Here is an 18,051-nt window from a genome sequence, read left to right as displayed (position 1 = left end):
ATACGAGATACATTGGCGTGACTGGAGTTCAGACGTGTGCTCTTCCGATCTACTGGAATTATTAACCACGATTGCCAATGCCAAACCACCGTCTCAGCAAAGCAATGTCCAGCTCATTACAAGTACCGATTTTTTGATGGAAGAGCAAGAACTTGATTTACGAAATATCGCCAAGGCTTGCTTAGATGTAGGCATCCACCTGACATGGCAATTTATACCATCGACAGACATCACTGAGTATTTTGTGCAAACAAATACAGGTTGGAAAGTCGAACTAGATCAAGGATTAGATATTTATCAGCCCTATCAACACCATGATAAATTCAGCTTAACAACCCGTTTACAACAGTACCGCCAGTGTAGGGCTTTTGAGTTGAGGGTTGTGCTTGGACAAACATGAGCCATCTACCAACGTCTTTGATATTTTTCCCATACTACTATGGGTGCATTTAAACAAACGGCAGAAAAGTAGCGTAGGATTTTACGCAAAGCCAACAACCCCAAGGCTTAGCATCGATTTTCGACCTCCCATTTTCACTCTCGTTTAATGCTGATATTTCTGGGAGGTGTTAGCCCCATAGAGTCGATCATTCGCTCGTCAGAGAAATCAAACTCCCCGTGCAAGTTAAAATGCTTCCATGTCGTGACCGAACCGTTGCGAATAGCCTCAATTAACGCGGCTCGACGCTCCCCATCTTTTTCATCCGCTAATGCGCGTGCAAGATATAGATAATTCCAACAAATAATGGCATTTTTGATTAAACGACGACATCCCTCAGCAATTTCTTGGTCTTCTTTTTCGCCATAAGTAAATTCCTGATTGTGTCCAAAGGAAATAGCTCTAGAGAATTTATTTGAACCTTCACCCTTGTTAAGCTGCTTTTCAATGGCTTGCCTTAATGGTAGGTCATCGCAGTATTGTAAAATGAACAGTGTTTTGGGTATTTTGCCAAACTCTTTTAACGCACGGTATAAGGGATGTTGTCTAGAGTACGAATTTAACCGCTTAAATAACTGGGAGGCTGTCGTCATTTTTAGCCGAATAGTGGCTGCAAAACGCAGCATTTCATCCCACTGCGGCTCAATTAAACCCTCACGAATCGTGTTGTCAGGCAATAAGGTATAGTTTAAGTCTTGATAATACTGACGCTTTTTAAATGCATACAACTGCTGACGACCTACGTTCTTAATACGCGGTGCAAAGCCGACATGCAGGAAAAAGGTTGATGAAAAGATAACCTCTGAGTAGCCATGGGTATCGGTTGAGTGAATATCACTTTGAATCACATCATTGTGCATCAGGCCATCGATGACATAGGCTGCCTCACGTTCAGAGGAGCTTATAACGGCGGAATGCCACATTAAATCACGCATATCAATAAATGTGACAACACTAACTCCCTTGTCTTTTCCTAAATATTTGAATGAATAATTCGAATTCAACGAATCAACGGCGACTTCAAATTTTTGCCCATCACTGGACGTGTGTAATACATCTGACTCTTGCCTGTAAATATTGGGTAGATTCATTTTATCGAGCAGTCGCAGGATACGGTCATTCGCATTTTGTACGTTTTGCAGTGAAAAATACCAGTTAACGACGTTATCTAAGTCGCCTTCATCAATTTGCTTAGAGGTTTGTGCCAGTTTACGATGCCCAATATCACAACCAAAGCCAATCACGCCTGCCATAAATAGCTTTTTGCTCGGCTTCGCACGTTGGTATTTGACCTGCCAATGCTCAAACTCATCCAGAAAATCGGTTGCATTGTCCACAGTCGCCAGCATTTCTAGCATGGAGATATATTTTCGTTCGGGGAAAAAAGTTCCCAATGACGCACATTCCACTTCAACTTTTTTAGGGGTACTGATATGAAAAGAGCCATCTTTTCGTAGGGTCAGATAGGTCTTTTGGTCTGAACTAAGACCTTGATTTATTTCACGATAACCCTCGTCAACCGCTTGTTCTAGTTGACGGAGTGTGGCTTTACAGTCAGCAAATTCCTCTAGTTGCGCTCGATGCAAATAGGTTGCACGGTGGTTATGCCAATCCGCTTTGGGGATTAGGTATTCATCGAAAGCACGGTATTTTTCAGAGTGGACTAGATTTAGCTCACCTGATTTAATGGCATCAGCAACACTGATATACAGCAAGGCTTTGTAGAGTGAAACTCGAAACTTGCCTTCTGGCGCAGCGAGAGCCGTGCGTTGCTCCACGGACAGAAAGTCGATGGGGGCATTTTTATCAATATGGCCTTCGCGTCGCTGATAATACACCAGTGCTTCCCACAAAGCAGGTAGGCTACAGTTGGGTGAAAATTGTGTTTTGCGAACGATATCGGCAACACGGTGCTGAAGTTTAAGCGACTGTTCCTCCAGTGAGGATAAATAATCCTGCCCTTGATAAAGGGTCGTCGTTTGCCGTTTAAAGTCATCTAATTGTGTTTCGATCGTCCCATTGACACTATCCGTACTCAAGGCCGAATCAATCAACGCAACTTTTTGACTATCACTCAGGTCGGCATTAGCCACGATATTTTTAATTGAGGACAAGGTTTCACGAATCGTGTGGCCTAATTTATCGGTTAGTATCGAAAGGGATTGGCTGCGTTGTTCTCGCGCCTGAAAATACGCGTTCTTTTGGGCCTTCTCTGCGCTATTGGCCGTTGCCTGTACTGCATTTAACAAGGTATCGATCAATGTATCATTGAGTTTAAACGTCTGATACGCAACAAAGGCGATCAGGTGTAAAAGCCGATCGTCAGCAGCACGGCGTGATACTTGGGGAATCTGCGATTTAATCACAGAGTAAGCATAATATTTGGTAAATTCATAACTTAAATTAAGCTGTGAAATCACAGGTTTTAAGTCCAAATAGAGCGTTTGTAATGTCTCTAAGTCCGCGAGATTCGTTTTGATTTTGGTAGGTGATGTCGATTGAGAGGGGCGTTTTAGTAACGTAAGGCGATAATGCCAGCCTTCAGTTGTTGTGTTGTCATTTTCTTTCTCTAAGAGGGCATCCAACTTGCTTCGTTGTGTTTCATTGAGTCCGTGGTGAATGATGTTACTTAACGTATGTTTATGTTGACTAATGGCAGTAATGATGAGGTCTGCCAGTACGTTGTAACTGGGTACCTCAATCTTCTCACGGCTAAGTATTTGAATAATTTCAATAAGTATTTGTTTAGGTTGATATTGAACGGGAGCTAACATGGCTATTTCTGATTTAGCAAAAGCCATAGTTGTCGCATCAAACGGGCGACATCCAAAGTAATCTAAGATAATACGTTGATGATGGATGCAAGCAAATTTAGTGTAGCTTGTGACATCGACATCAGCGATGCTTAAATTAAGTTGACGGGCAATATAATCAATATCGGCTGAGTTAACGTTGCGTGCAAAGAATTTTCGTCGTGCCTTAAAGTAGCCAACAGCGGCTAAAAAGCAGACTTTGTTGGTGGGTGTGCGTAGGCCAGCCATGGCATCTTGAAGCATTAAGGGTAAAGCAAAAAACTGCTTACGCTCAGCACTGTTAAAGGCAGGAGGCGTGTCAAAAGTCGCCTGCTCCAGTGTGTTGAATATTTTCATTCTTGGCATCAAACGCACTCTCAATAGAACAGGAAACGACATAAAAACAGCATTTTATTATTGTAAAAACGAACATTTATACAATAATTTATATTTAGCATAACTCATTGATATTGAAATATCGAAAACAATAAAATAAGTCGCATATTCTGGTTTTTATGAAATAGCAGGCAATGGCATGAGAAAAACAATCGCTTATCTGCGAGTCTCAACCGCAGACCAAGACCTTGAAAAAAATAAGGCCGATATTTTATTTTTTGCTAACCATCATGATTTGGGTCAGGTTAATTTCGTTGAAGAAGTTGCTTCAGGGCGTAAGCCTTGGCGAGAGCGTCATATTGCAAACATCCTTGAGCAGTTACAGGCAGGTGATGTGATGATTGTGGCTGAACTGTCACGCTTAGGCCGAAGTATGTTGGAGTGTATGGAAATACTGGCTTTGGCCACACAAAAACATATTCGGGTGTATTCCGTTAAAGGGGATTGGCAACTAGACGATAGCATTCAGAGTAAGATTATTGCCTTAGTGTTTTCGATGGCGGCCGAGATTGAGCGTGATTTAATTTCTAAAAGAACGATAGAGGCATTAAGGTTCAAAAAGGCACAAGGGATGACATTAGGTCGCCCTAAAGGTATCGGTAAAAGTAAGTTAGATGTTTTTAGGCCAGAAATTGAAAGTTTGCTGGCAAATGGGGCAACTCAAAAGTTTATTGCAAGGCGTTATCACACAACGGAGGCCAATTTACATCACTGGCTTAAAAAGCATGGCTTGAAAAAGGAAAAGCCCACAATGGCATAATTTATCGCTAAAATCCTACGCTACTTTTCTGCCGTTTGTTTAAATTCACCCTTTTTACTGCCGTAAACAAAATGCTCAAATTCGATGTAGTTGTACAAGTCTTTGAAGTGTTGCGCGGTAATCTCTAGGTTTTTAATCGTTCCTTCGCGGATCGCCACGCTTGGCACAACAATGACAAACTTCTTAAAGCCGTATTTTTGACTGAGTTCAAAGATGGTACGCAGGTAAACATACGTTTTACCTGTACCCGTTTCCATTTCTACCGAAAAATTCAAGCCGTTTTTATCAAACTCTTCACGTTCAATAAGCTCAAGGTTGTTTTTTTCCTGAATGGCAACAAGGTTTTGATAGATGGTGTCTTGGTGCAAGGCAATGTTATTGCCGATTGCCCCCAGCTCAACAGCAAACAGACTTAAATTATTTTGAGCCGACTCATTCACGGCATTGATCGTGACGGAATAATCGCCCTGATTGAGCGGTTGCCCTTCAAAAAGGTCTGTAAACGCGGCAACGGCTTCTTGTTGGTAGGCTTGTTTTCCATCAAATTGAATTTTCATAATTCTTACTTTATGTGTTCTTGCTGAATAATTTGAAGTGCTAACGATTTTGCGGTCGCTGTCCGCAAATTGTTCAGTCACTGTCTGAACAATTTGTGAATAAACGCTATTTACTGACTAACAATAGGTTTAAACGGGGCAAAGTCATCGAGCGTAATATCCTCTGATGGTATTTCTAATAATTGCCCTTCTCTGACCACTATCAGCTTAGTGTGAGTTTGCTTTGCCAAGTGACAAGCGGCTTGTGCTGCACGTTGCATGGCAGCAACGGCATAACGCGCATCGCTATCTTTTGCCATATCAATCGGTTTCAGGTTCATTTTTCGCTCCAGTCAATCAGTTGTGGTGCGGTATCAGCACTATCAAAATGCAGCCAAACATCAACCAGTGGTTTATACAGGTGGTGAAAATTTTTTATCCCTGCCGCAAATCGCCGCCTGATGACATCGGATGGAATGTTGTGGCCACCATGCGCGACACGATTAGCCACCCGTTTCATGGCTGTTTCTTCGTTGGGCAGTTGCAAAAAAATCAATTTAACTTGATAGCCCAGTGCTTGCCACTGCGGTATTTTGCTGGCGTAGCCCTTGCCGCTCAAGGTCGTTTCAATGGCAAAACTTTTACGGTGTTGCACCATGTTATCTATCATTTCTAACATGATTCGCCCTGCTTGTATTGCGGCTGTTTCGGGTGCAAATGGGGCTAAACCTGCCGCAATCAGGTCGGCATTGATAAATGTAGGGCAATGGGCTTCGTGAGGCAAAAACTCTTTGGCAAAGGTCGTTTTACCTGCACCGTTTGCCCCTGCAATAATGATAATTTTAGGCGGTTCTACAGAAGAATTCATAGTTATACCGTTCTAAAATCATTTACGCCTTTACTTTTCATTATCAAAACGGCATTTGTTTTGAGTTGGTCGTTGTCTTGAAAGCCTTCGTCCAAGCAAATCACCCGTGACGGGTTGAGTTCTGCCATTGCCTTAATGACTTCACTCGTAAGGGTTTTATCAAGACAAATCAGCAACGCACCTTCGGCGATACTAAATACTGTTTTACCCGCTAAGGTGAGATTTTCAATCGGTGTGGTGAGTTCAAAGCCTGATTTTAAGAGCAGCTCAAACAAAATAGCTTCTTGTTCGGCTTGTGGGTCAATATGGTCAATGTGCAGCTCAAGAGCTTGTTGAATGGCATCGGCATCTTTTTCAGTATTAGCATCCCATACCTTAAAGTTGGATTTTTGCAGTTTGAAAACGCGAAAGCCCAAATCAATTTTTTCCAGTAAAAGCTGTTTTTCCTCAATCAATTTAACCTGTGCGTGAACTTTGTCCTCAGCGTCTTGATGTTCTTGCTTTCTGTCCAGTGTATATAATAAATCATCACTAAATTTCTGTAATTCACTTTGATAAGATATGAGTTTTCGCTTTTCAGTCGCAATAGACTGCTCAATTTCTTCTTTGATTTTGGCAGCCGCACGACGAATACGTTCCTTGCTTATTTCGGCAATGGTCTTATAACCAACTTTGTAGGCTTCGCTTTTTTCATCGGTTAGTTCGGGTAATTGAACACAAATAAACCTACGTTTAATGCCATCTTCTTTGTTTAAATCCATGACAGCGTGAGCTGTTGTTGCTGAACCAGCAAAAAAATCTAAGATAATATCTTCATCTTGAGTGTCTGATAATTGAGCTATATATTTTAATAACTTTATTGGCTTCGGAGTTTGAAATACATCCTCTGGTATTAAATTCAATAACTCATATTTAGCTTGTCTGTTGTGACCAGTTTTATCAAGGTCAATCCACAACGAAGATGGTGGTAATCCTTCCATTTCGCATAAATAAGTACGTCTTCTTATGGATTGACCATCCTCAGTAAAACGAATTTCGCCAGTTTTAATCTTTTCTTCCATAATATCTTTAGACCATCTCCATCCATTTTTGGGAGGCGATATTTTATAATTTTGTGGTGAGTAAAGGTCATATATAAGATTTTCCCTGTAACTTGGCGAATTTAATGGGTTACCATCAAAATAAGCCCCTTTTGGATCATTATCAGGATTCTTAAAATGGCTTCTTTTGCTATCATCTGAAAGTTTTGCTGGTTGCCAATCGTTTCTTTTTCCATACACCAAAGTATGGTTGTGATCACATGAAAATTTCTTTGAGTCATTATTGCTATTGTCTTTTGACCTCCAAATTGCATTACCAATGAAACTTTCTTCCCCAAAAATTTCATCACATAAAGAGCGTAAATTTTTAACTTCGTTATCATCAATCGAAATAAAAATCACCCCATCTTCCCGCAGCAGGTTCTTAGCCAAAAACAAACGGGGGTACATCATGTTCATCCATTTGCTATGAAAACGCCCATCCGTATCAACATTGGAATTAAACTTTCGCCCCTCACCGTCAATCTGACCTGTGTATTCAAGGTAAGTATCTAAGTTTTCACTGTAGTTATCAGGATAAATAAAGTCTTTACCTGTATTGTATGGCGGGTCAATATAGATCATCTTCACCTTGCCCAAATAGCTTTTTTGCAGCAGCTTCAACACTTCGAGGTTATCGCCCTCAATAAATAGATTTTCGGTGGTATCAAAATCAATACTTTCATCACGCGCAGGTACAAGCGTAGCTACACTTGGTTGCTGGATGGTTTTGTAGCAATCGGCTTTACCCGCCCAGTTCATACCAAAGCGTTCTTTGCCCGTATCAATCGCTTTTCCTAGCGTGAGCTTGAGTTTATCAAAATCAATCTTGCCGCCTTCGGTAAACACCTCTGGAAAAAGCTCTTTGAGCTTCTGTTGTTGCAAGTCGGCAATATCCAACGATTCAAGGTCAACGCGATCAATAGGCAATGTCATATTACTTTCCAAATTAAGGACTTATACTGATAGTTTAATGTAGTGTATGCAAAGTCAAGCCAGTTAAAAAACTTGCCAGCTCAACACAAAAAGTTGCTGTTCAGTCACATCTTGACCAAGCCTTGCTTCTATTTCATCAATGAGTTGGTCTTTTGCACGATCAATTTCTTTTGCCGCATGGTCGTATTCACGCCAAGCGTTATCACGTTCGGATTCGTGCTTTTTTCGCTCTTTTTCGAGCTTGAGCTTTTCGGGCAGATTGGGGGCAACTCGCGCTTGTTTTTTGAGTTCCTTAATTTGCTCATCCAAATCCTTGAGCGTGACCTTGAGAGAGCTTCGCTTATCCTCTCCCCAGTTATCGAGCTTCTCCAATTCTAACTCAAAGAATTGGGCATTGCGGGTATTAACTTGCCCTAGTATGCCTGTTTTTTGAGCATCTAACAGATTAACTAAGTGGCTCAAGGTTTGCTCAGGGAGTGTATGGAAATCTTGTGTTGACGCATTGAGCGAAAATAAACGCCGACACACTTCTTCATCCAGCACTACCCCGCCCGTTGTTATGCCCGATAGCAAAACATAATCTTCGGTTTCAAAGCTGGAAATCGTCACGCTACGCGCAATCAGCCAACCTGACAGACCCACGAAAGGCTCTAAAATACTAATCTTGTTCTGACTTTGCGAGTAGTTGAACGCTAAATGCGACGAGTTAAGACGTTGTGTTTTTGCTTGCTCAATCAGGTTTTGTGCCAACGGGTGATTGATACGATACACATGGGCATCATTCACCTCTTTACCCATTTTGTACGTCCCTAGTGGGATTGGCGTGTGTACAAAGGGATTGTTTAGCAGTGTAAAGCCGTGTTCAGGGTGAGTAAATTCAGCGTGTACACCCAATTGCACCCGTGTTAATTCCCATAACCAATTTTCGTATTTAGAAAGATAGTCACGACTCGCCTGTAAATTCACCTTGAGCTTTTCATGGACTTCTTCATCAAAATTTTCGAGGAGTTGTTGCCGCGTGTTTTGCAAAGCGTTGCTGATACTGCCTTCGAGTTCGCTTTGGAGTTCGTTAAAGGCGAGTTCTATTTGTTCGGTGGTGCGGCATTCCTGATAAATACGGGCAATACGCTTTTCAAAATCAACGCCACTTTCAATACTACCCAAGACCTCATCACTTGCGCCAAAGACACCATCAAAGAGCTTAAACTTATCATTGAGCAGCTCATAGACGCGCACATCGGCAGCATTCGCCTTATTCAAAAAGTTGACCACGACCACATCAAACTTTTGCCCGTAACGGTGACAACGGCCTATGCGCTGTTCAATACGTTGCGGATTCCAAGGCAAATCGTAGTTAATGACCAGCGAGCAAAATTGTAAGTTGATCCCTTCGGCAGCCGCTTCGGTTGCAATCATAATCGTTGCTTCTTCGCGGAAATAATCGACCAGAGCCGCCCGCATATCAGCCGAGCGTGAATTAGTGACTTTATCGGTGTCTTTATAACGTGCGACCCATGCCTGATACACGCTTTGTGAGTGGGCATCGGTATTTGTTCCATTAAACAAAACAACCTTGCCCGCATAGCCGCGAGACTCAAGCAAATGGCGTATATATTCTTGGGTGCGCTTGCTTTCGGTAAAGATGATCGCCTTGTTTGCCGCCCCTAGACGGTGCAACTCCTGAAAACCATTCGCTAAGGCGGTAAAAAGTTTTTCCCCTTTGGAGTTTTTTTGTATGGACTTAGCAAGACTGGCAAATTCTTTGAGCGACTCAATTTCAAGGCGCATATTGGCAATATCGGCTTCGGTATAGACCTTTTCTTTCTTTTCCTCTTCGTCACCGTCCCATTCATCATCAAGCTCATCGTAGCCTTCATAGTTATCCGCTATGCCGAGTAATTCTAGCCCCAGCGCAGTATCCACATTTTGAGCCGCATGATGATTTTCAACTATGCCTTCCAGTTTTTGCGCCAAGCCCGCCAATGTTCCCGAAATGGCGTAAGTGGACGAGGCAAGCAAACGGCGCAAAATCAGCGTCATAAGGGATCGTTGACTGGCAGGGAGTGCGTAGAGATTTTCGGATTGTAGGTAATCAGATACCAGCTCATACAGGCGTTGTTCTTCGGCAGTAGGGTAAAACTCTTCAACAAGGGCGACACGATTGGTATAGCGAATATACTCAAGCACTTGTCGCCGTAGTGTGCGCTTGCAGATCGGTTTTAGTCGCTCTTTGAGTTCCAAAAACTGTTCAGGATCAGCCGCCGAGTTGACACGGCTGTACATAGCTTTAAAGCTCTTTAAGTCACCAAAGGTGTAGTCATCAATGACACTGACTAAGCCGTAGAGTTCAAGTAAACTATTTTGCAACGGCGTTGCCGTCAGCAAAATTTTTGGCGCAGAGGCAAGAGCCTCTTTAATGGCACGAGCAATTTTATTGCCCGCCTTGTACACATTCCGCAAGCGGTGTGCTTCGTCTATCACCACCAAATCCCATTTAATTTGCTTCAAATAAACGTCTTTCGACTTAGCGAATTGGTACGAGCAAAGAATTATATCTTTTTGATCGAACGGGTTCAGGTTGCCCGTTTTGATGGTGTCGTTAAAACTTTTTGCCTCAAGGATCACGGACGGCAAGAAAAATTTATCTTGCATCTCCTGACTCCATTGCTTGCGTAAATTAGCAGGAGTAATGATGAGAATTTTACGCTTACGCTCTGCCCATTTTTGCGAAATGACCAAGCCCGCCTCAATCGTTTTTCCCAAGCCAACTTCGTCGGCAAGGATCGCGCCTTTGGATAGTGGCGAACGAAAGGCAAATAATGCCGCTTCGACTTGGTGCGGGTTCAGGTCAACCTGAGCATCAACAAGTGTTGATGCAAGTTTTTGCATACTGTCAGAAGAGCTACGCTTCGACAGCTCATAGGCAAAGTATTGGGCGTGATACGGTGTCAAAGCGACTCCTTGCATATCTTTTAGAAAGTGAATCAGCGAAAGATCAAGCGATTTTAATAGGACTTTTTCTATTACAGCAAACATAAGGGATTTTTGATTATTTACAAATAGAAAATTCGCTCATAATGAACCTTCTCACTAAACGACAACCCCGTGATTTTAGGTTCTTTTTTGCTTGTTACGCTTCTTGTTTTTTTTGTTATTCTTCCCGCTATTGTTATCGCGTTTTTTCCGTGAGTAGCCCGTATGAATTTTTTTAAATCATTACTTTTATTTAATGCAGCGCGTACTTATATAAACCAACATAATCACCGTAAACAAAATGCGGGCAGATTTTTAACTGATCGTGAAATGGCTGAATTACTTTCGCCTCAGCATGGCGGGCTAGTAATGGACGGTGCAAAGCGTAAGCTCTCACCTGATGCTTCATTCCGTAATGTTGCCATTGTTGCAACAACGGGCGCGGGTAAAACCTCAAGTTATATTCTCCCCAATTTGCTCAGTCTCAATAATTCATCCATTGTAGCAACCGACCCATCGGGTGCATTATCAGAAAAAGCCGCCGCCGACCTACAAAAACGGGGTTATAAGGTACACATTCTTGATCCCGTTCATCTTGAACGCTCTATTGGCTACAATCCACTTGCCCGCGCCAATAGTCACCCAGCAATGCAAGAAGTAGCGCACATTCTGGTAAATAACGCCCAACAAGGAAAAGGTGATCCATTTTGGAGTCAATCAGCCGAAAGTATTTTAGGTGTATTGATTGCTTGCCTCAAAAACCATCCGCAAGCGGATAGTTACGCCAATTTGCCTAATTTGTTGTACCTTCTGAATGAATTTGGAGACGGTACACCTCTTATCAACTTCGTTGCTCAGAACACGCCTGATGAGTCTATTTTTCGCACTTTTAAGGGATTTATCAGCCAAGCGGATAGAACCATGCAGGGCATTCTGTCCCAAGCAAAGGCAAGCCTTTCTTGGGTTCAGGATCGAGACATTGCCCGCCTCACAACGGCAAGTACCTTTGATTTTGCATCGCTACGCAATGAAAAAACCGCCCTATTTCTTGCCATCCCGCAAAATAGGATCGGCTACTACGCCCCACTATTGTCACTTTTTTATACCCAATTATTTCACTTTTTATTAGACGATGACCTTTATAAAAAGAATAGTTTGCCCGTGTATTGCTTACTTGATGAATTTGCCCACCTGAGTATCCCCCACTTTTCGAGCATTATTACCACGACCCGCGCAAGGCGCGTTAGTCTTTCAATCGTCCTTCAAAGCCTTTCGCAACTAGAAGAACGCTACGGAAAACATGGAGCTAATACCATTCTCAACGGTGGTTGTGCCTCGCAAATCTTTTTTTCGGGTATGGATACTGATACCGCACGAATGCTTCGTGAAACATTGGGTGAAGTCAGCGTTGAAACGCTTCTTGTTAATGGGCAATTTAGACGGGATAAAGAACCTTTGATGACGACTGCCGCTATTCGCGCAATGGCGGATAATGAAGTAATTTACTTGTATGGCAACAAACGCCCAATGAAGTTACAACTCACGCCGTACTATGAACAAAATGACCTTGTAAGACGCACTCAAACAGCGTACAGACCCCAAAAAATTGCCCCCTTATCGGCTGTTTGCTATGTGCCTATTTGAGAATAAAAACGCTTTGCTATGGGGCTAAAAAAGGCCATAGCGGGCGCGTTTCTATTGTACTGATCCCTTATAAATAACATCCCACGCAAATCGAACACATAGCCCGAAAAACATCATGGGTACAACCAAATAGTAATAAACATCTTTTTCATTTTGATTAAAAGCAACATATACGATCATTAAGCACAAACACCAGTAAATGAAATAGCCACCGCCGACACCTTGACCATCAATCGGTTTATAAGCAAACCAACCAGCACCCATACCAAGAGCAGAAGACAGAAGTATGTACGTCATCCCATTTCCCTGTTCCATCAAAGCCATACACATAAGCCAGTAATGACCAAAAGGAATCATAAAATCCATACTGTCCACCTACATAAAATCAGGTGTACAACACCTGTAAACTGTGTACACAACCTATGTGTAAACCTCTGTACAACCAAATAAAAACCATTGTTTTACAATGGTTTTTATTTTAAAAGGTGTGTATAGCTGTGTAAATAACTTATTGAATCACTTCAAAGCCTTTTTCGGTCAAAACTTGCTTAAAATGAAAAGCATAAGTTCGCTCTTTATGTGCCATATTCGCTTTTCTTGCAATACTAAAACGTACTTTTTCCATTTTGGTGAGCTTCTGTTCTACTTCATCCAAAATAGAAACTTGTGTCACCTCATCAAATTTCTCAAAAAAGGCTATCGCCCGCTCAAGTTCCTGTTGTTCTTTATTAAGTAACCGTTCTGCTTCGCGGTCTTTCTCTTGTGCAGCTTTTTTTGACACGTCAGAAGGTTTTTTTTGTGGCTCAGTTTTTTGTGGCTTCCAACTCTTCGCATAATTGTTTGTGATTGCATCATGTAAATATCTTGCTAAATCACTAACCTTGCCTTTTGCTTTTTGCTCTAGCGTGTACTCTATGTTTTTTTGAATCTGGTCAGTGCTAAAATCATGTAAAAACTTTTCAGCAACAGAGGTAATGATTCCGTGTTTTAACAACTCCGCTTTAATCGCATCGAGTTCTTTTTCTTTCTCATCTATAAATTCTACAAGGTCAATTTGCTTCTCATCTTCTTCTTGTTCGTCTTCTACCTGTGGCAATGGCTTTTCGCTCTGTGTATCAAGTGCAATTCTTATTTGATCGCTCGGCTCACAATAAAAGCTAATAGCCGTATATTTACGCCCTGTTTTTATATAATCAACTTTATATATAAAAATATCAGTACATTGGTTAATTGCTTTTACGGCTGGTTCAATAATAAACCGTCTTAAATCCTGAAATCTTTCATAACCTGTTTCAGAAAGGTTTAATCTTTCTGAAAGATAATCAATCTCTATTTCACGATAAAATTTTTTTCCATTGCCTTTATATTGATATGATTTTAATAACTCAAAAAGCGTTATATATTGAGCTTTATTCAGCGAAATAGCATTAGACACCAAATAAGTTGTGAAATTTTCACCAAGCACCGTCAAAAACTCGTGTACCGACTGATCGAACCGAAATTTGAGCGTCAGTGTTTTTTCATCGTAATCAATCCAAGAAAACCAATTTGTTAATTCAAATCTGCCACTTTCTTGTTTTAGCCATAAGTCACGTCTTTTGATACTAACAATTGCTTCCGCCAAATCTTTATAAAAGCGTTTGTTTTGCACCCCTGAATATTTTTTTATTTCCGACAAGTGAAAAGAATATGTTTGTCCTACAGGGTCATCTTTACGCACCTTAGACGCACCCATGATAACAACGCGCTTCTCATTCGTAGTCGCCTTACATATTGATTCAATTAGTAAATTTGATTTACGAACCACTGGTAACATCGATCCATCGCCTGACATATAGACACCCTCCAACCCTAGACCCATACAGATAAATTATAAGTTTTATCCGATTATATAGATAAAAAGCGAAAAGCGAAATAAGTTTTCGCTTTTCGCTTTTAGGTGAAAAGTGAAGAGTTTTTTCACCTTTCACCTTTCATTTTCAAGGTATCAAAGTCTCGCTTTTGGGGTGAAGCCAAATGAAATTTTTCACCTTTAGGTATCAAAGTCTCACCTTTTAGGTATCAAACTATCACCTTTCGAGGTATCAAAGTCTCGCTTTTGGGGTGAAAAGCGAAGAACTGGTATCACCTTTCGCTTTTAGGTATCAAAGTCTCGCTTTTCGAGGTATCAAAGTCTCGCTTTTCGAGGTATCAAAGTCTCGCTTTTAGGTATCAAAGTCTCGCTTTTAGGTATCAAAGTCTCGCTTTTCGTTTTTGTAAGCCTTGCTGCGTAAGGGCTGCGGTGGTGTCCATAACAATAACAAAAACAAATACATTTAAAAAAACAAACAATTGTTGTTATCGCATACGCGATATAAATGAAGTTTGTTGTTGTTTTATTTTTTATTTTTTATTTAAAACAGAAATTGAAAGGCGAAGTAATAATAAAAAACCGTCGTAAACCCCGTAAATTCGCGTTTTACGAGGCTTTAGACACAAAAGCAGTGGAAACGTATGCCAGCAGAAAAAACTATCACCATGAGGCTAAAACAAGCCTTTTCAAGAAACAGCTTGTTTAGCGGTAGCAAGCAAAAAAAAGTGGTCTAAACTTTTTCTCTGAGTCGTTCGGCTGGAGAACTTTCAAAACTGTAACTATTCGTTCTGTTCCCACTATCGAGACTTCACCATAAAATTCGTTTTTTGCTTGGCGGGTTTTTTTGGGTGTTGTTTGACCTTTCGTGTCAATTGGTAACTCATAGCTATAAAAATCACCTTTAAATACCCATGTATCTTTTCTATTAAGAATATAACTCAATATATTTGCCATAAAGGTATCCTTTGCTTCATAAGATGTTATGCGAATAGAACGATGAATAAGCTCATGCCCGAATTTTTCAGGATCAAGTAAAATAAAACGTTCGCAAGTTTTTGTTTTATAAATTTCTTCTCTTAATTTTTCGTTATTAAGAATAGGAATTTTTGGAGGTATAAATGGGTTTATAACAAAAACTAAAATCAAAACAGCAATAAAAACACTTTCTAATACACTTAATAACTTATCAATAAAATCACTCATTACACTCCCCCACTCTTTAATGTTTGTGCTTCCCGTACAACACGATACAACATGGAGCGAGACACGCCAAATTGCTTCGCAATATCCTGAACACTATTTTTAGGATCAGCCATTAAGGTACGAACCATTGCCTTTTCACGGTCGTTAAGTTTTTGAGGTCGTCCACCTTTTCGACCACGCGCTCGTGCTGCTTCAACACCTGCTTTTGTGCGTTCTTGGATCAATTCTCGCTCGAATTGTGCCAGTGACGCGAAAACGTGAAAAATTAACCGACCTGTTGCACTGGTTGTGTCTATATTTTCGCGCAATGACACTAAACCGACACCAAGACGGTCTAATTCCCCCACAATTTCGATTAAATCCTTGAGGCTACGCCCCAAGCGATCAAGTCGCCAAACGACCAACGTATCACCTGAACGAATGTTGCTTAGGCAATCGGCTAATTGAGGGCGTTCTTTTCGTCCCCTTCCCCCTGAAATGTGTTCTTGATAGATTTTTTCGCACCCATATTTTTTCAATGCGTCTAGTTGCAGGTCAAGAAGTTGTTCGTCAGTTGATACACGGGCATAGCCAACATTGATATTCATATTTTTCTATACTAAGTTTTCAAAAGTGGTGCGGGCATTGATTGAGCTGTTTTTGATTGTAGCGAAAAGGTTAAAAAAGAGAAATTTTTGATACATAGTTTTTGATACTGCTTTTTGAGACACTTCAAGTCACGTTTAAGCCATTTTTTCGGTATCGTCTAGCGGCGTATCAAAAACCCACGTTTTTGGTACGCCTTTTTATGAAAACATCCTCCCTACACTTGCAGAAATAACAGTTATAGTTATACTTTCCTACAGTTAATATAACTTTCCTACTATGGTAGCAATTGTCATGTCCACTGTTCGTGTTCGTGAAAAACGCCAAATCACCATTCCAAGTGATATTGGTATAAAGGCAGGTATTGAGCCTAATGATATTCTTGAAGTTGAAATAACAACGGGCGGTATTCTTTTGCGCCCTGTTCGTTCGGTTACTCAAGAGCGTGTAAACAAACTAATGAAATTTGCAGGGGCTGGACAATCCTTGATAAACCCAATTGATCCTGATGAAAGCGTAAGATTACTTCGTGAAGATAGAGACGCATGGACACATTAAGCCAACTTACAGGAGCTGCAAAAGTTTATCTCGATACGAATTGCTTCATCTACTTTTTGGAAAAACACCCTATTTTTTTCCCCGTGATACTTCCCGTGTTTGAAGCTGCAATGAATGGCGATTATCAAATTGTCACCAGTGAATTAACACTTGCTGAATTGTTGATCCGCCCCTATCAATTGGGGCGTTCTGATGTAGCGATTACTTACCGTGAGTTTTTGGCTGATGCAGAAATTGTCACACTCACACCAATTAGCTTGAATGTTTTGGATAAAGCAGCAGCTATACGAGCAGCACACAAGACCGCTTTGCCTGATGCTATTCATATTGCTACAGCGATAGAAGCGCATTGTGATGTATTTATGACTAACGACCGTAAAATGAAGGGATTCAATGGATTGCGCCCTGTTTATCTCAGTTAAACGCATTGGATCGTGAATTGGATATAATTGGGTATCTTTATGGATATACTCAATGCTACATCACCACACATCAAGCTTCATATAGAGAGCGTAATATAAAAAACACTTTTGTAATGCGTAATAAGTTTGTGCGTTCATAGCGAAACGTCATAGCCACTTACACACTACCACTTCACCCGTGAATACAAGGAATGCTCTTGCAGATTCCTCCTTGCATTCACGGGTTTTTGAAGTGGTGTTTGGTGTATGTCTATTCCTAATTTTTCGCTATGACACGCACTACCCCACTGACACATTTTCACTACGACTACGTTTCGAGTCACATCAACCAAACGATACTTGTTGAACACCTGATAAAGCAAGGGATCATTTCTTATGATGACATTACCGACCTCTATGACAGTGATACCGATGAATACCGTGAAGTATTCCAATGGCTTGCCTTCCCAAATTTTTGATGGATGGATTACGAACGCCTGAGTAGCGCACACATTCCTGTAATTGACACCGAATATGAGACATGGGTGGGCATAACCTCTTTTGGTTCACACTATGATCTCTACGTTTACCCCGAACTGATAAATGCTTTATTTGGGCTAGATATAACTTACAAAGATATAAACCGTCTTAATTAGGCGGTTTGCTTTTGACTCTTCATAAAAAATCCATATAAACAATCTCCCACTTTTCAACGCCCTTTTTTTCTCCTTGTGACGCAAGCGTCATCGGGAGAACTGGAGGGTCGTATCGCTTGATAAGCCTGTGTGAGCTAGTAACCCGCGTGTATGCGCTGGTTGCACCAGCTCTACACGCTTATGGAGCATATTTATGGTAGTTATTGCAACCCATAAAGATTTTTTGGATATTTTTAACCGTATTTCACCCAGTAAACACCGCTACACGGTCTTTACTGACTTTGTGACCATGTTTGCTATTTCGCTTCACAATGCCATTGTGAAAAACGAAACATGGGAGGAAGAATATCTACGGTGTATTAAAGGGTATCCG

Annotated in this window: 14 protein-coding genes and 1 pseudogene; 5 read left to right on the top strand and 10 right to left on the bottom strand. The window is 41.1% G+C overall.

Going from position 1 to position 18,051, the window contains the following annotated elements:
• Positions 1 to 534: 534 nt before the first annotated feature.
• Entirely contained in the window at positions 535 to 3,597 is a 3,063-nt protein-coding gene (locus tag Q0212_RS02450; RefSeq protein WP_297921692.1) for a Tn3 family transposase, read from the bottom strand.
• Positions 3,598 to 3,766: 169 nt separating this feature from the next.
• On the opposite strand from Q0212_RS02450, the gene Q0212_RS02445 reads away from it, so the two are divergent.
• Positions 3,767 to 4,387, top strand: a complete 621-nt coding sequence (locus Q0212_RS02445; protein ID WP_297921688.1) for a recombinase family protein — start codon at positions 3,767 to 3,769, stop codon at positions 4,385 to 4,387.
• A gap of 20 nt (positions 4,388 to 4,407) precedes the next feature.
• Here the strand turns inward: Q0212_RS02445 and Q0212_RS02440 are convergent, their stop codons facing one another.
• The 5 genes from Q0212_RS02440 to Q0212_RS02420 form a co-directional block, all read right to left on the bottom strand.
• On the bottom strand, positions 4,408 to 5,025 hold the full coding sequence (locus Q0212_RS02440; RefSeq protein WP_297921685.1) for a DEAD/DEAH box helicase family protein: 618 nt from the start codon (positions 5,023 to 5,025) through the stop codon (positions 4,408 to 4,410).
• A 29-nt stretch (positions 5,026 to 5,054) separates the two neighbouring features.
• Complete coding sequence (locus Q0212_RS02435) at positions 5,055 to 5,264, bottom strand: hypothetical protein (protein WP_297921682.1); 210 nt, start codon at positions 5,262 to 5,264, stop codon at positions 5,055 to 5,057.
• On the bottom strand, positions 5,261 to 5,791 hold the full coding sequence (locus Q0212_RS02430) for a zeta toxin family protein (protein ID WP_297921680.1): 531 nt from the start codon (positions 5,789 to 5,791) through the stop codon (positions 5,261 to 5,263). The genes Q0212_RS02435 and Q0212_RS02430 overlap by 4 nt, the downstream gene beginning before the upstream one ends.
• Positions 5,792 to 5,793: 2 nt before the next feature.
• Positions 5,794 to 7,806 carry a site-specific DNA-methyltransferase gene (locus Q0212_RS02425; RefSeq protein ID WP_297921677.1) on the bottom strand — a complete coding sequence of 671 codons (2,013 nt, stop codon included), beginning with the start codon at positions 7,804 to 7,806 and terminating at the stop codon, positions 5,794 to 5,796.
• A 63-nt stretch (positions 7,807 to 7,869) separates the two neighbouring features.
• Positions 7,870 to 10,842 carry an SNF2-related protein gene (locus Q0212_RS02420; protein ID WP_297921673.1) on the bottom strand — a complete coding sequence of 991 codons (2,973 nt, stop codon included), beginning with the start codon at positions 10,840 to 10,842 and terminating at the stop codon, positions 7,870 to 7,872.
• A 162-nt stretch (positions 10,843 to 11,004) separates the two neighbouring features.
• On the opposite strand from Q0212_RS02420, the gene Q0212_RS02415 reads away from it, so the two are divergent.
• The gene (locus tag Q0212_RS02415; protein ID WP_297921670.1) at positions 11,005 to 12,423 is read left to right on the top strand and encodes a VirD4-like conjugal transfer protein, CD1115 family; all 1,419 of its coding nucleotides are present in this window, start codon (positions 11,005 to 11,007) and stop codon (positions 12,421 to 12,423) included.
• Between the two features lie 51 nt (positions 12,424 to 12,474).
• Here Q0212_RS02415 and Q0212_RS02410 read toward each other — a convergent pair whose 3' ends face one another.
• The 4 genes from Q0212_RS02410 to Q0212_RS02395 all read right to left on the bottom strand — a co-directional run bounded on the left by Q0212_RS02410 (position 12,475) and on the right by Q0212_RS02395 (position 16,065).
• On the bottom strand, positions 12,475 to 12,789 hold the full coding sequence (locus Q0212_RS02410) for a hypothetical protein (RefSeq protein WP_297921667.1): 315 nt from the start codon (positions 12,787 to 12,789) through the stop codon (positions 12,475 to 12,477).
• 142 nt (positions 12,790 to 12,931) lie between these two features.
• The gene (locus Q0212_RS02405) at positions 12,932 to 14,257 is read right to left on the bottom strand and encodes a replication initiation protein (protein WP_297921665.1); all 1,326 of its coding nucleotides are present in this window, start codon (positions 14,255 to 14,257) and stop codon (positions 12,932 to 12,934) included.
• Between the two features lie 720 nt (positions 14,258 to 14,977).
• Positions 14,978 to 15,478: a hypothetical protein gene (locus tag Q0212_RS02400; protein WP_297921663.1), complete on the bottom strand. Its 501-nt coding sequence runs from the start codon at positions 15,476 to 15,478 to the stop codon at positions 14,978 to 14,980.
• Positions 15,478 to 16,065: a recombinase family protein gene (locus tag Q0212_RS02395; RefSeq protein ID WP_297921660.1), complete on the bottom strand. Its 588-nt coding sequence runs from the start codon at positions 16,063 to 16,065 to the stop codon at positions 15,478 to 15,480. The genes Q0212_RS02400 and Q0212_RS02395 overlap by 1 nt, the downstream gene beginning before the upstream one ends.
• 292 nt (positions 16,066 to 16,357) lie before the next feature.
• Between Q0212_RS02395 and Q0212_RS02390 the strand changes: the two genes are divergently transcribed.
• The 3 genes and pseudogenes from Q0212_RS02390 to Q0212_RS02380 all read left to right on the top strand — a co-directional run.
• Positions 16,358 to 16,621: an AbrB/MazE/SpoVT family DNA-binding domain-containing protein gene (locus Q0212_RS02390; protein WP_297921657.1), complete on the top strand. Its 264-nt coding sequence runs from the start codon at positions 16,358 to 16,360 to the stop codon at positions 16,619 to 16,621.
• On the top strand, positions 16,609 to 17,043 hold the full coding sequence (locus Q0212_RS02385; RefSeq protein WP_297921654.1) for a type II toxin-antitoxin system VapC family toxin: 435 nt from the start codon (positions 16,609 to 16,611) through the stop codon (positions 17,041 to 17,043). The genes Q0212_RS02390 and Q0212_RS02385 overlap by 13 nt, the downstream gene beginning before the upstream one ends.
• An 828-nt stretch (positions 17,044 to 17,871) precedes the next feature.
• A pseudogene (locus tag Q0212_RS02380) lies at positions 17,872 to 18,051 on the top strand (SAM-dependent DNA methyltransferase); the annotation flags it as partial.

The sequence above is a fragment of the uncultured Agitococcus sp. genome, from assembly GCF_937920075.1.
Lineage (GTDB): Bacteria > Pseudomonadota > Gammaproteobacteria > Pseudomonadales > Moraxellaceae > Agitococcus.
This window is presented reverse-complemented; position numbering and strand designations above follow the sequence as displayed.